Raw genomic sequence first — 14626 nt, 5'->3', positions numbered from 1 at the left:
GTATGTATTTGATCCACTTGGGATGTGTGATACCGTTTATAATCCGGAAGCTAAACTGATGGAACGAGTAGCTGCTACGGAATTTGTAAATGGATCTTTCATTATAGGGAAAGTTCACGATGAGAAGAGTTTCCAGCTTGGCGGAGTGTCCGGAAGTGCGGGGTTGTTCGCTACGGCGGATRATCTGACGCGTTATGCGAGATGGTGGCTAACGCCGGAAAGTCGTGACATCCTACCACCATGGCTAATGCACGAAGCTACAAGGCATCCGGTTCGAGGTCGCGGATTAGGCTGGGAAGTTAGCCATGATCCGGCTTTTGTGCCAAGCTGCGGTGTGAGTTGGCCTACGCGTAGTTTCGGTCATACAGGCTTCACTGGAACGAGCTTATGGATAGAGCCCGAGCAAGGGATAAGCGTGGTATTCCTGACGAATGCCGTTCATCTTGGGAGAAATAACAAGATTCGAGAATTGCGTCCAATTTTGCATGAAGCGGTTTGGTCCTCTTGTTGTTCTGGAGGTTAAACATAGATATGAAAATTAAAGGGAGGCTTTTTTTATGAAACGTTTATTCAGTGGGGCAGTTCTAACGATGGTCGCAGCATCCTCCATGCTTGTAGCATGCAGCAGTAACACCGCAACACCAAGTGCAACCTCTGGTACAGCAAGTGCTGCACCAACAACAGCAGCACCACAGGATAAAGTAAAGCTGACAATGGGTAGCTGGCGTACAGAAGATACAGAAGCTTACACAAAAATCATTGCTGAGTTCAAAAAGAAAAATCCGAATATTGATATCGAGTTTAAACCAACCAAGAATACAGAGTATAACACAGCTCTGAATACAGGTCTGCAAAGTGGCAATGGTCCTGATATTATTCATCTACGTCCTTATGCCGCAGGTGCAGCTTTGGCAGATGCAGGTTATTTGGAGCCATTAACTAATGTTAAAGGAATGGATGTTTTCTCGAAAGACACATTGCTCGCTGCTACAGGATCCGACGGTAAAGTATACGGTGTTCCAACGGTTTTCAGCTCAACGCAAGTGTTTTATAACAAGAAAATCTTTCAGAAATACAATCTTCAAGAACCTAAGACATGGGATGAACTCCTTAAAACAGCGGATACATTGAAGAAAAATAAAGTAACGCCTTTCGCGTTTGGTTCCAAAGAAGGATGGATTCTTTCGTTGACAGAAGGGACGCTTGGGCCGTCTGTTTATGGGACTGATTTTATGAAGAAAATACTTGGCGGGGCTGCGAATTTCAAAAGTCCGGAGTATGCGGCTTCCATTAAAATGCTGAAAGATTTGGCACCTTATTTCCCGGATAATTATGTAGGAATCGGCATGGACGATATGAGGAATATGTTCGTTACGGAGCAAGCAGCTATGATGGTTATGGGAGATTGGGAGTATGCCGTTATGAAGAAAACGAATCCTGATCTACAAATGGATGTATTCCCAGTTCCGCCAATGAAGGCAGATGGCAAGCCAACGGTAACCACTTGGGTAGATGGATCATTTTCTGTCAATGCCAAATCCGCTCATAAACAGGAAGCGTTGAAATTCATGGAATTTTTGACGACGAAAGAATTTGGGGCGCTTGCTGTGAATGAATTGCAAAAACCAAGCACGATTCCTGGTGTAGCTGCAAATGATCCGTTGGTCGCTAAAATCGCCAAAAATGCGGATTCGATCTCCACGCCTTACGCTGCAGTTGTTTATTTTAATGCAGGTAACCCGACGACAAAAGCGACATTAGAAAACTCAATCCAAGGTATGTATTTGAACAAATTGACACCGGAGCAAGTGACAGAGGAAGTTCAAAAGAGTGCAGATACATGGTTTAAACCGAAGAAATAAGTAAAGAAAAGGTGTGGGGGACATGAATAACTTGGTCAAAACGTCCGGGTGGAAAAAGGGAGCAGTTCATCTGTTCCCGGTCCCTGCCCTCGCAGTGTACATAATGTTCGTTATTTACCCGATTCTTTCCGCATTTGGTTACAGCTTTTTTGATTGGAAGGGTCTCGTTCGTGGAGAATTCATTGGTTTAGGTAATTTTGTGAGTTTGTTTACGAAAGAGCCGTTCAATCATCTATTTTGGAATGCATTCGGCCATAATCTTTATTATTTTGCCGTAGAGATGGCTGTTCAGAATGTTCTCGCATTCGTACTTGCTTATCTTGTGTATAGTAAAGTTAAAGGCTCTAATTTCTTGAAAATGGCCTATTTCTTGCCGAGGCTGTTGTCTGTCATCGTGGTGGGTTTCTTGTGGAAGCTCATGCTCAATCCGAATAATGGCGTCGTGAATGTTATGCTCAAAAAGATAGGCCTTGTTTCATGGGCCAAGCCTTGGCTAGGAGACCCGGCTACGGCATTAACCTCGATTACAATCGTCAATAGTTGGTTTGGCGTTGGTTTCTCGATGCTAATCTTCCTTGCTGGTTTACATGCGATTTCTACAGAAGTTATTGAGGCTGCCAGGTTGGATGGTGTCAAAGGTTTTCGGTTAATCCGCTCGATCATCCTGCCTATGATGAGTCAGTCGTTGATCATTATTACTGTTTTTACGTTTATTCATGCTTTCGAAGCCTTCGAGTTGATCTATGCGATGGAAGGCTCGCAAGGTGAGCCTTATAACTCAACAGACACGTTGGCTGTATTCTTTTATCGAATTGCATTTGGCGGCTCGTCTGGAGGAGATTCGGTTGCGCTTGGTCTTGGCTCCGCATTGGCTGTTGTTCTATTTTTCATTATTGCAACGATTTCCGCTTTGTTCCTGTACTTCACCAGGAACCAATCGGCTCAGCATTAAGACAGGAGGCAGACCATGAAAACCAACCGTACAGTTCGGGGGCTTCAATACGCTATGGCGTACTTGGGGGCACTGGTCAGTTTGTATCCAATTTTTCTGATGCTGACCTCCTCGTTGAAAACGAATATCCAGATTTTGAAAAATCCGATGTCACTGCCAACTTCCATATCGTTTGCAGCCTATAGTAAATTAGTGCATCAAATACCATTTTTCACTTATTTTTGGAACAGCCTTGTAGTGAGTGTTGTATCCGTGGTTCTTATTTTGCTATTTGGTGTTATGGCTTCCTTCTATATTGCCAGATATCCATTCCGCTGGAATGGAGCCTTATTCTTTTTCTTTCTCTTGGGCATGATGATACCCATAAAGCTCGGGATCGTACCTTTGTTTCTTTTAATGAAGAAACTCGCCATGTTAAACAGTATTTGGTCACTGGTTAGTGTGTATACGGCGATCGGAATGCCACTTGCAATTCTAATCTTAACGGGCTTCTTCAGAACGCTCCCGAAAGAGTTGGAAGAAGCAGCGCGTATCGATGGTGCCTCTGATTTCGGCGTCATGTGGCATGTGCTACTGCCGTTAATACGCCCAGCGATAGGAACTGTAATGATTATGAATTTTATCATGGCATGGAATGATTTCTTTTTCCCGCTTATTTTCATACAAGAAGATACGAGGAAGACAATTCCAGTTGGTATGCTTTCCTTGTTCGGGCAGTACTCGACAGACTTAAGTATGTTATTCGCAGGACTAACCTTGGCTTCTGTACCGATGATGATTATCTTCTTCTTGGCTTCCAAGCAGTTTATGGAAGGCATGACGGCAGGAGCGGTGAAGTAATTCAGTTATAAGCAAAACAACTAAAGAACCTCCACATCCACGAAAGTCGTGGACATGGAGGTTCTTTTGGTTGTTGCGTTAATTAGCTGCTTGCTACCGGTCCGGTAGTTACGATTTCCTGCAGACGCTCCTGCAGATTATCGGTGCAAACACCACCGTGGAAGGCGATGATCGCTTCAAGCTCCAGCTCTTGGAACTTAGCGATGGAGGTTAGTGCTGTTTCCTGATCCGATGTGTAGGTTGGGTTATAGGATTGCAGAACGCCATCCTTCGCCGTTAGAGCATCGCCTGCGATCAGGGTTTTGCTCGGGATATGATAATAAGAGGTATGATCCGGCGTGTGACCTGGTGAATAGATGACTCGAATACCGCCAGCAAACGGTAGGATATCGCCATCCTGCAACGCGACGTCGACCTTGACAGATGGGGCGAGCTTTTTGCTCTTAACGAGCGGGATTTCTCCAGTTAGATAAGGCACAGCCGTTTCGTGGGCCAGTACTTGAACCTGGTCTCCCAGGGTTTGCACCAGCGCCGGCAGGTTGCCGATATGATCCATGTCCTGGTGAGTTATGATAATTTTGGTCAACTTCTCGAAAGGAATCGACAATTCCTGAAACGCGGCACGAATCAGCTCCAGTTGGCCTGGAATGCCGGTATCGATGAGAATGACGTCTTGATCGTCCCATAGGATGGTTGGGATGAAGGGGTTGCTGCTGTTTGCTGCGCTTAGCTGAATGGTTGTAATGCCTGAGCCCAATTGAACCAATTCGAACACCGCCTAATTAAGATTAGTTACTCTCTTATTATTCCTTTATTGTCGTAGAAAAACAAGTTCTGCGTATAGGGATAAAAGGGAGTTGGCGAGGGGGTGGGGACAAGGTGTCCCCGCCTGTTCGTTTTGTTTATTTCGCTAACAAACGGTACAATACCTGCGCTGCTTCTGCTCGCGTTGCTAAGCCTTGAGGTTCGAATTGACCCTCGGATCGGCCTTGTATCAAGCTTAGAGCTGCTGCTGCTTTAACATCAGTTAACGCCCATTCTCCGATGGCTGCTTCGTCTGAGAAAGACGGTGCAGCTGCTGAAGCGGTTTGACTGTGCAGAAGCCTGTAAGATCGCATTAATATGGCCGCCATTTCCTCGCGAGAGACCAGGGCGTTCGGCTCAAACGTGTCAATTTCCCTGCCGTTCACGATACCGGCTTGCACTGCAGCTGCAACCTCAGAAGCGAACCAATCGGATGACTGTACATCCTGGAATGAGGTGGTTAAATTGGCCGCCTTCAATTTCAGTGCCCTTGCAAGAAGTGCCGTGAATTGTGCGCGTGTTATCTTGCTTTCGGGTTCAAAGGTTTGTTCGCTTGTGCCGCTAATAACAAGTTTGGAGGCCAGTTCTTGGATGGCGCCCGCTGCCCAGTGGGATTGTGGAACATCTGCGAAAGATTTAGTTACTTCTAGAACGGCGTAATTACTGAAATGGGAGATGTCAGCAGTTAACTCACTGCTTGCGTAAGTTCCTCCTACGCGCTCCAGTCCGCCATTATCGGAGATGAAGTATACGCTGCTAAGACTAGGATTTACAGCAGGATCAAGCTTGAATCGAATCTGGATAGGCTGTTCGAAACTCGTGAGACTCAAGGTTTGACTGGCTTTGGTCGTAACATACAACTTGATGTCGTAGATGGAGCTGCCTAACTTCACATTCGCGCCTAGTTGATTCTTCGCTTGATTCAACACTCCGTCGCCAATTGCCGATTCGGTAAGCGGTTTGATGGCTAGTGTGATTTTACTGTCGGAGCGTTCCTGCTCACTGACCAAACTGATCAGCTGTGTGAATAATTTAGCCGGAATCTCCAGTTTGATCTTCTCTGATTGAATTTCAAGCTTCTTTTCACCTAACAATTCAGCGGTATTGGGAGGCAAATTCATCTGCTGAGCATCAGTAGGTAAAGAGATGACAATGTTCTCGACTCCGCTGGTCTGAAGTTGCTCCGGTTTCACGGAAACAACATTTGGTTCTGCGGGTGCTGGAGCTGTAGGAAAGCTGCCGATTGTTGGTCTTTCTCTAGTTTCTACCATAACGGACGCCTTAACATCCGGCATCAGAGTTTTCTCTTCCTTAAGTGAGCTTGTGCTCATCTTAACCTTTTTTAGTGCTAGCTCGGCGGTGCCAGAACCTACTGTCTTGAAGGTCAATCTGCCGAGCATGACCGATCCGCTCAGCCCCGTTAATGATCCTGTCTTCGTATAGACGAGTTGTGCGTGTGTACCGCCGTCTTGCACAATCTTTATTGGGAGTGCGAAACCGTTCAGGTCAGTAAATTTTTGTGTCGTATCCAACTGGAGCCTTGACTCGTCATAATACAGGTTGAGCTCATAGGCAAAAAGGTCATCTAAGGAATCTCCTTTGATGTCAACTTGAAACGATTGATTTTGCAACAAGGAATCTGTTGAAGTTGTTACGGTAAACACAGGATCGACGACTGTTGCCGCAACCTGCGGAAGCCAAAGCCCTACAGCTAAACATATAGATAAAGAAAACCCAAGCAGCATACGTGCCATATCTAGGTCCCGACCTTTCATTGAAAATTGCTTACGGTGTTAATACGAGCTTGGATTCCTCCTCGGCTGTTAGGGCGGGGGTGGAGGCAGGCATCGTACGAAGGTGGGTCGCTTGTTCGAAGGAATACGCCAGTTTAATCAAGGTTCCTTCATCGTACTCTCTACCCAGGAGTTCAAGTCCGAACGGCACTTGGTTGTTGTAACCTGCTGGGAAGCTGATGGCTGGAAAACCGGAGTATGCACTCAACCGATTCGCATTGCCTGAAGTTGTTGCATAGAGGACAGCATCTAACGAATTTTCGCCTAATACTTGAGTTAGCGATTGTTGTGTGAGTTTCGTACGCTCCCAAAGATCTTTATAATAAGTCAACGTTTCCAATGTCGTTACGTTATCGCGCTGAATCATCGAACTTTTTTGATTCTGTAAAATATCGTTGGAAGCAATAATTTCCGTCAGCGTCTTGTAAGGGGCATTTGCGCCGAGTGAAGCCAGATAATCGTTCAAATCAAACTTGAATTCAGTGCCGCTCAAGCTGGCATAGCCGAGTATTTTGGATTGGTTCGGGATTGTTACTTCGATGACGGTTGCTCCGAGTTCTTTCATCTTGTCGGTTGCCGCAGTGAAAGCTGCGTCGTTGCCGGTTGATAGTGAACGTATGACTCCGATTCTTGCTCCCTTTAGACCGTCTTTGTCCAAATAATCGGTGTAGCTCTTCGGAATATTACCCGATGACAAGGCGGTAACCAGGTCGTTCGGGTCATATCCACTTACGGCATCAAGCGCAATCGCAGCGTCAGCTACGGATCGTGCCATCGGCCCGCCAACGTCCTGAGAATGAGCGAGAGGAATAATACCTTCACGGCTCGTTAATCCAATTGTTGGGCGAATACCTACAAGTGCGTTACGTGAGGACGGAATCCTGATAGAGCCGCCTGTATCTGTTCCGAGGCCGATTACACCGAAGTTTGCTGCAAGAGCGGCACCGGTACCACCGCTTGATCCGCCGGGATTCGTAGTCAGATCATACGGATTTTTGGTCTGCCCACCAAGCGAGCTGAGCGTTGTCGTTCCGAAGGCGAATTCATGGAGGTTAGATTTCGCGAGGATGATCGCGCCCGCATTCTTCAATTTCTTGATCATAAACGCATCAGTCGAGGTGTTGTTTGCTTTAAGGCATATACATCCGGCTGTCGTGGGCATTCCTATTGTATTGAAGTTGTCCTTAACGATGACGGGGATCCCGTGCAGCGGTCCTCTGGCACCTTTCTCGCTGCGCTCCTTGTCTAGTGCTGCTGCTTCTTCGAGGGCCTTCGGATTAACCGAGAGAATTGCCTTAATTTCAGGACCTTTTTGATCATATTTATCGATACGTGCCAAATATTTCGTGACAAGCCCGACGGAAGTTAGTTTGCCGGCATTCATCGCATTTTGAATATCCATTACCGATGCTTCCATTAGCTCGAACTGCTTGGTATCATATAGCACCTTTTTGCCTAATATACCTAGATCGGTCAGGTCGATCGATCCATTCTGGTTGAAATCGGCAAGAGCGACTGTAGACCATGATGTATGAGTGGATGTTATGCCGTAAAAAGGGGCGAGTATAGCCAAATCCCCGATATCGAGTGCGCCATTGCCGTTTAAGTCACCGGTAACCTGTGTTGTTTGCAGGCTGAGGCTGCCAAAATGAGTTGCTTGAATCACGCCGTTATCGGCAAGGCCGAGTTCTGCGCTCACTTTAATATCCTGTATGCCGCCATTTGCTTTTGCCTTGAATTTAAGGCGAATGAGTGGTTTATTATTAACGGCCGAATCGCTAATACTGGCAGCGACGACGGTTGCTTTACCGAGTTCTGCATACTGTCCGACTATACTTGTGGAACTATCTACAGCTTGTACATCGATGAAATCAACTCGAGCGGCGTTAAACTCGATGATAAACTTCTGAGCGGTCACTTTACCGGTAACGCCGGTTAACGCTACATCAACATCAAATAGCGATCCGTTAATTGTAGTCGATGGACCTGTCACGAGGACTGATTCCGAACCTGGTGGCAACACGACAACATTGGGAGGTGTTTGATAGACATTCTCTGATACAGTAGGTGAACTGATTGTTGAATTGACGCTAGTAATAGAGGTTTCTGCGGCAGCGCTAATGGCTCCTATAGGCAGCATAGCGGCAATAAGGGCCGTGGAAAGTACCTTCGAAACAGAGCTTCTGGACAATAATGATTTCATGAAGACGCCTCCAATAACAAGTACGAATTTATCAAACAAAGGACAATTCTAAGTGAATCGAGTGAGTACATTTCTAAACGAATTAAGATGTTAACCTTTTCGTCTAGTGGACAGATCGTGAGTAGTTCGGTTGCGAGATTCATAGAAACGACGAAATTAACCTAGGACTAATAAGTTAAGGTGAATAATAAAGTGAATTTTATGTTAGATAATATCACCTCGTTTAATTAATTTTCACTTATTGTGATCATTCTATTACATCGTTTGTTAATGAACAAGGTAGATTTTACCATGAAAGCGCATGCATGTATTCTAAATTTTTTAGAATTGTAAATCCAGAGGTCATTTTTGGTTATTTAAGTTAACTTTTATGACATATGTCTAAATGTGTAATTTCGTCGTTGGGCTCATTTTAATGTAATTGCTAGTGGCGTTGGAGTTGCAAGTGATGTGATGCCTTCTGGGTGTATTCGTGATATTCGTTTTTATGTCATGTTTGTGATATTTATGTATGTAATATATATGTGAAAAGACTCTTTAATTCCAAATTTACCTATGTAATCTAGATGTTAAAAACATAGATAATCTATTGATAAATCGAGATAAATAGAGAAAAATTATTATGTAAACGTTTTTATTAATATGTTATGTATTTGATAAATAATATGACATTAAATAAGATTGGGATGAGTTTAAGCGTTTAAATTCAAAAATACCTAACATGGAGGTTTTCTTACGTGACATTTATTCATGAAAGCAAACTCAGCAAAAAGATCCTCATCCCGGTTCTTGTCTTGGCTCTCTTTAGTATGATGTTGGTATTTATGAATCCGACCTCTGCGAGTGCGGCTGCGGCGATTCCTCCGCTATCCGACACCAGAAATCCCCAACTGCCTAACGTTGTCGTAATTGCAACAGGTGGAACGCTTGCAGGTAAAGCAACGGATGCAACAAGCTTTCAAACCTATCAAGCAGGAACGTATCTAATGTCTGACTTGGTAAACCAATTGCCGAATAAAGATAAAATTGCTAATGTGAACACCTATCAATTTGGAAACAAAGGATCAGGCAGCTATTCGATGGGTGACTTATACGATCTATCACTTGCTGTGGATCAAGCGTTGGAAATCTATGATGGCGTGGTTGTTACCTCCGGGACGGACACGATGGAAGAAATTGCGTATTTTCTTGACCTCACGGTTAGAAGTGAAAAGCCGGTTGTCGTCACAGGAGCCATGAGACCTTGGGATGTCATCGGAACTGACGGTCCTGCGAACCTGTACAACGCCATTAAGCTTGCAGGCAGTGGAAAAACGAAATCGTTTGGTACCGTTCTTATGCTGAATGACACCATTCAGGCAGCAAGAGAAGTGACCAAAACGAACGCTCACCGCATGGATACATTTGAAACGCCAATTCTTGGTGCGCTTGGTTATATCGATGAAACGAATATAAGTATCTATCGTGCTACTGCTAGAGCACTTAAAGCGGGTGAAGCTGATTGGGCAACTCCATTTGACTTGAAAAGTATTACAAAGGACAAGCTCCCGGCAGTAGAGATTGCATTTGCTTATCAAGATGCTGGAGGCGGCGCAATTAACGGTCTCGTAGCCGATGGCRTCAAAGGTATTGTGACGGCGGGAACAGGTGCGGGCGGCATTTCCTCGAAGATGAGCGCAGCGCGCAGCAATGCCATCAAACAAGGTGTTATTTTCGTCACAACGACACGGACAGGTTCAGGTACTATGTATCCAAGCTCAAGTAACGGCATCATCGCCGGGGATAGCTTGAATGCACAGCATGCTCGAATTATGCTTCTACTTTCTATGGCTTTTTCAAGCGATTTTAACGTGATTAAAGGTTGGTTTGGCACTTATGGTACGCAAGATGTGGAAGAGGCATCATAATTCAGCGGGAGGTAAGGTTTAATGAATGATATGTATCATCCGAATCTCAAAAGAAGCCTGATCCCGCTCTATTTCTTGTCTCTGGTACTCCTGCTGTCTGTTCTGTTTATCCATCCGTTGAAAGCAGGTGCGGCGGAAGCTTCGGGAACAGCTTTTCCGATTCCTCCACTATCCGACAACAGGGACCCTGGGCTGCCTAACGTTGTTGTAATCGCAACCGGTGGGACGTTGGCGGGGAAAGCAAGGGATGCAACGAGTTTTCAAACCTATCAAGCAGGAACGTACCTGATGTCTGACCTTGTAAACCAACTGCCGAATAAAAACAAAATTGCCAATGTGAACAGTTATCAATTCGGAAATAAAGGATCAGGCAGCTATTCGATGGGTGATTTGTACGACCTCTCACTTGCCGTGGATCAAGCTTTGGAAGTCTATGACGGCGTAGTTGTTACCACTGGGACGGATACCATGGAGGAAATCGCTTATTTTCTTGACCTCACCGTAAGAAGTGAAAAGCCGGTTGTTGTCACTGGCGCCATGAGACCTTGGGATGTCATCGGAACAGATGGTCCTGCGAATTTGTATAATGCAATTAAACTTGCAGGCAGCGGTAAAACGAAATCATTCGGCACAGTCGTCATGCTGAATGACATCATTCAAGCGGCAAGGGATGTAACCAAGACCAACGCACAGCGTATGGATACATTTGAAACGCCGATTCTAGGTGCACTTGGTTATATTGATGAGACCAACATACGTATCTATCGCACCACTGCGAAACGGTTCAAAGCAGGACGGGCCGATTGGGCAACTCCTTTCGATCTGAAGAAAATTACTAAAGATAAACTTCCAGCAGTTGAAATCGTTTATGGCTACCAGGACAGTTCTGCTGGTGCTATTAAAGGATTTGTGGGGGAAGGTGCGAAGGGAATTGTGACGGCTGGCACGGGCGCAGGAGGAATTTCGTCCAAAATGAGCACGGCGCGTAGTAATGCCATCAAACAAGGTGTTATTTTCGTCACAACGACAAGGACGGGCTCGGGCACCATGTACCCAAGCGGTGGCAACGGTATTATCGGTGGAGACAGCTTGAATCCGCAGCATGCCAGAATCATGCTTCTGTTGTCATTGGCCTTTTCCAATGATTTTAATACAATCAAGAATTGGTTTGGAACTGTCGGAACTCAGGCCATTCAACTTAAGACACAAGCGCCTGATATTGAGGCTCCTGTATGGCCGGAAGGCAGCGCGCTACAAGCGACGAATGTTGGACAGAATAGCCTGACTTTAAGTTGGCCGGAAGCGTCAGACAATATTGGCGTGAAGCAATACCGTATTTATGATACTGGAAGCGGTACGGTGGTCGGAAATGTCTATGCATCGGTTACTAATGGCGTATACGCATCCGTTTCTAACGTGGTCTATTCCTCGGTTACAGGAAATGTTTATTCGTTTAATCTCAGTTCTCTTACGGCAGGTACCACCTATTCGTTTAGTGTCACGGCGATAGATGCTGCGGGCAATGAGAGTGTTGGGCTTAGCAAAACGATTCAGACCAACTCGCCAAGGGACTCGTCCGAGTCAACAGGTTCAGCAAACTCGGGCTCCGGTTCGACAACCATACCTGACAAATTAGATGTAACGGTTCCGGTGGGCAGTACACGTAGTGTAAGCTGGAAGGATGCCATTTGGATTACCATACCTGAGGGGGCGACGAGTCAAGAGCTCCATCTAACAGCAGAGGCATTGCAAAATGTGAGTGGATTAGTTAGCGATAGTAGCAAGTTGCTTAGTTCTGTTTTTGAGATTTTGAAAAACTTTACGCAGAACTTCGGCAAGCCGGTTAGTATATCACTCTTGTTCGATCCTGCCAAGTTAGCTGAAAGTCAGCAGCCATCTGTTTTTTATTACGATGAAACTAAGAAGTTATGGATTGAAATTGGCGGTACTGTAGTGGATAACAAAATAACGGTGGAAGTAGAACACTTTACGAAGTTTGCAGTATTTGCCGTGGATAAACCTAAGAATCCAGAAAGTACGGAAATTTCCTTCTCGGATACGGCTGGACATTGGGCGGAGCTGGACATCAAGCAAGCTGTGACGCAGTTGATCGTCAGTGGTTATGCAGATGGAACGTTCAAACCTGACAATTCCGTTACGAGAGCTGAGTTTACAGTCATGCTGATGAACGCGCTGAAGGTAGACAAAAAGGGTAAAGCGCTTGAATTCGCAGACAAGCAGCAGATCCCTGCATGGGCTGAAACTGCTGTGGCTCAAGCGGTGGATTTGGGAATTATTCAAGGCTACGACGATCAGACTTTCCGGCCGGCCGGCTTAATTTCCCGTGTGGAAATGGTGTCCATGATTTCTGCAGCTTTGGGTACAAAGCCAGCATCGCAGGCGACAACTGGCTTTGCTGATGATGAAGACATCCCGACATGGGCGAAAGGCAAGGTGGAAAGTATTCGCTTAGGGAACTACAGTTCGCTATTTCACTGGAAAGGCACACTTTCCACTTGGAAGAGGAACTACGGTTCGCTAATATGCCGATTTCACCCGAAAAACGGGTGATGGAGGCGAAATAAGACCTTACAGTTCCGCTCAGAGAGGAAATAATTCGTTTTCCTTCAAATAGTGAACTCCRGTTCCCTTGAGTGAAGTCTTAGTGGTGTTCTCGCTAGGTCGGCGGACGATGTGGGGGTTGGTTACTCCACAACAACTGCGCGCTTCGTTGCTTTTGACCTAGGTTTACGATTCCTCTCGATCCATATCGTGAAACCGAGGAGAGCGAGAAGTCCCACGCAAATGAAGAGAGGGAACCAGCTTTTTGCAAATCGGCCTGCCTCCATAATTGCCAGCATAGCAATCGTTGGCAGCAACGGCTCGCCGTAAGCTTTCCACCAGTTAAGCGCAAACTTTTCATAATAATAAAATCCGATCATCGTTAGGGCCGATACGGCCCAGCCCCCGGTATAGATCCAAACTGCAAGCACAGGGTTGCTGGCGGCAACCATAGGGACRAAAATAACAACGAAAATCCCGGCGACGATCATCACCCAGAAGGTGGATTTCGTCCTGCCAATACCTGCCATAATACTGCCGCCTAGACGGCCGACGGAAGAGAAGAGGACACCTAACGCCATTAGGCGGATGTATGTAGCGGAATCACCAGTTGAGTAATCCGAACCAAATAAAAATCCATTGATTTGGCTTGGATATAAACAAATGATTGCGGTTAACGGATATAGCAAGATGTTGTTGTAACGGATACAACTCGTACCGCGCCGTTTGCTTTCTTCAACATCCTGAGCTTGCTCTGCTACAAAGGGAAGTGTGACAATCATGAACGCCCATGTGATGATGCCGATAAAGCCGGTAATGCGGAACCCGTTTGCTAAATAACCTACGGCCAATACGGAGCTTGAACCTACCATCATGACGAGAAAAGGCTGCTGGAAAGCCTTCGCAATATTGCCGGCCCAGGTTGGCAAGCCGTACGCTAGCATGTTTTTGATCTCCTGAATCGGGAGAGGACCCAGCCATTGCGGTTTATGCACACGTTCAACTTTGATGCAAATAATAAAGGCAGTCAGGAATGCCCCTATGCCCATCCAGAGTGAAATGCTTTCCAGTAAATTCATACTCCCACGCGGCAAAAGCACGCCAAGTACCATGCCGAGCGTGGACAGTGTCGTCGTAATAACCATAAAGAAAGCTTGCGTCCCGAAATCACGATTGCCAGAGAAGGAAGCGACACCTATGTTTAGAACGGAGTTGAAAATAAACATGATCGAGCTCAGCAGTAAAGCGCCTCGTAGTTCTGGCAAATGGTAGTAGTTTGCCAAAAGCGGAGCTAATGCAAAGAGCAGTAAACCGATAATAAGGCTAAAAAGGACGCTTCCTGTCAAGGCGACACGGAAGTTCGTTTGAACCGCTTCCAAAGGTTTGCGCGAAAACGTATAGATTAAGGAAGAGTTGAAGCCGAAATTGAGAAATAGCGTTATCATACCGAAGATTTGCAGCAAGAGGTTGACCTCGCCGAATCGATCGGGATCGCCCAGCTCCCGGGCGAGTACGATGCTGCCCACGGTTTGCAGCATTTGATTGATGAAAAGTCCGAGACCGATGATAGATACATTTCGAAGTAGAAAACGTTGTGTATCAGTTAATGTGAAACGCTGTGTTCGCATGGGGGCGTCCCCTTTTCCGTGGTTTAGGTTTAACGTTAAGATAATCAAAGCGTATCAAACACCTCGGTGTATGAC

Annotated in this window: 10 protein-coding genes; 6 read left to right on the top strand and 4 right to left on the bottom strand. The window is 45.8% G+C overall.

Annotated features, from left to right (window positions below; translation table 11 throughout):
* The 4 genes from AC1DUA_RS05560 to AC1DUA_RS05545 form a co-directional block, all read left to right on the top strand.
* A partial coding sequence (locus AC1DUA_RS05560; RefSeq protein WP_477498774.1) for a serine hydrolase domain-containing protein occupies window positions 1-523 on the top strand: 523 nt, incomplete at its 5' end.
* 34 nt (window positions 524-557) lie between these two features.
* Entirely contained in the window at window positions 558-1862 is a 1305-nt protein-coding gene (locus AC1DUA_RS05555) for an ABC transporter substrate-binding protein (RefSeq protein WP_477498773.1), read from the top strand.
* Between the two features lie 22 nt (window positions 1863-1884).
* A complete protein-coding gene (locus AC1DUA_RS05550) occupies window positions 1885-2814 on the top strand; it encodes a carbohydrate ABC transporter permease (protein ID WP_477498772.1) in 930 nt (309 codons plus the stop codon).
* 15 nt (window positions 2815-2829) lie between these two features.
* Window positions 2830-3654 carry a carbohydrate ABC transporter permease gene (locus AC1DUA_RS05545; protein WP_477498771.1) on the top strand — a complete coding sequence of 275 codons (825 nt, stop codon included), beginning with the start codon at window positions 2830-2832 and terminating at the stop codon, window positions 3652-3654.
* Window positions 3655-3736: 82 nt separating this feature from the next.
* Here AC1DUA_RS05545 and AC1DUA_RS05540 read toward each other — a convergent pair whose 3' ends face one another.
* From AC1DUA_RS05540 to AC1DUA_RS05530, 3 genes are all read right to left on the bottom strand, one after another.
* Window positions 3737-4420, bottom strand: a complete 684-nt coding sequence (locus AC1DUA_RS05540; protein ID WP_477498770.1) for an MBL fold metallo-hydrolase — start codon at window positions 4418-4420, stop codon at window positions 3737-3739.
* 136 nt (window positions 4421-4556) lie between these two features.
* Window positions 4557-6212: an S-layer homology domain-containing protein gene (locus AC1DUA_RS05535; protein ID WP_477498769.1), complete on the bottom strand. Its 1656-nt coding sequence runs from the start codon at window positions 6210-6212 to the stop codon at window positions 4557-4559.
* Window positions 6213-6243: 31 nt separating this feature from the next.
* Window positions 6244-8454 (bottom strand): amidase family protein, encoded by a 2211-nt coding sequence (locus tag AC1DUA_RS05530; RefSeq protein ID WP_477498768.1) that lies wholly within the window; start codon window positions 8452-8454, stop codon window positions 6244-6246.
* A gap of 737 nt (window positions 8455-9191) precedes the next feature.
* Between AC1DUA_RS05530 and AC1DUA_RS05525 the strand changes: the two genes are divergently transcribed.
* Entirely contained in the window at window positions 9192-10361 is a 1170-nt protein-coding gene (locus tag AC1DUA_RS05525) for an asparaginase (RefSeq protein ID WP_477498767.1), read from the top strand.
* A 21-nt stretch (window positions 10362-10382) separates the two neighbouring features.
* Complete coding sequence (locus AC1DUA_RS05520; protein ID WP_477498766.1) at window positions 10383-12932, top strand: asparaginase domain-containing protein; 2550 nt, start codon at window positions 10383-10385, stop codon at window positions 12930-12932.
* A gap of 134 nt (window positions 12933-13066) precedes the next feature.
* Here the strand turns inward: AC1DUA_RS05520 and AC1DUA_RS05515 are convergent, their stop codons facing one another.
* A complete protein-coding gene (locus tag AC1DUA_RS05515) occupies window positions 13067-14551 on the bottom strand; it encodes an oligosaccharide flippase family protein (RefSeq protein ID WP_477498765.1) in 1485 nt (494 codons plus the stop codon).
* Window positions 14552-14626 lie beyond the last annotated feature (75 nt).

Source organism: Paenibacillus sp. 01T422, assembly GCF_056398785.1.
This window is presented reverse-complemented; position numbering and strand designations above follow the sequence as displayed.

Excerpts from the sequence above, each read along its gene's own strand:
- AC1DUA_RS05555 (WP_477498773.1), top strand. The coding sequence starts at position 558 with ATGAAACGTTTATTCAGTGGGGCAGTTCTAACGATGGTCGCAGCATCC.
- AC1DUA_RS05550 (WP_477498772.1), top strand. The coding sequence starts at position 1,885 with ATGAATAACTTGGTCAAAACGTCCGGGTGGAAAAAGGGAGCAGTTCAT.
- AC1DUA_RS05545 (WP_477498771.1), top strand. The coding sequence starts at position 2,830 with ATGAAAACCAACCGTACAGTTCGGGGGCTTCAATACGCTATGGCGTAC.
- AC1DUA_RS05535 (WP_477498769.1), bottom strand. The coding sequence starts at position 6,212 with ATGGCACGTATGCTGCTTGGGTTTTCTTTATCTATATGTTTAGCTGTA.
- AC1DUA_RS05530 (WP_477498768.1), bottom strand. The coding sequence starts at position 8,454 with ATGAAATCATTATTGTCCAGAAGCTCTGTTTCGAAGGTACTTTCCACG.
- AC1DUA_RS05520 (WP_477498766.1), top strand. The coding sequence starts at position 10,383 with ATGAATGATATGTATCATCCGAATCTCAAAAGAAGCCTGATCCCGCTC.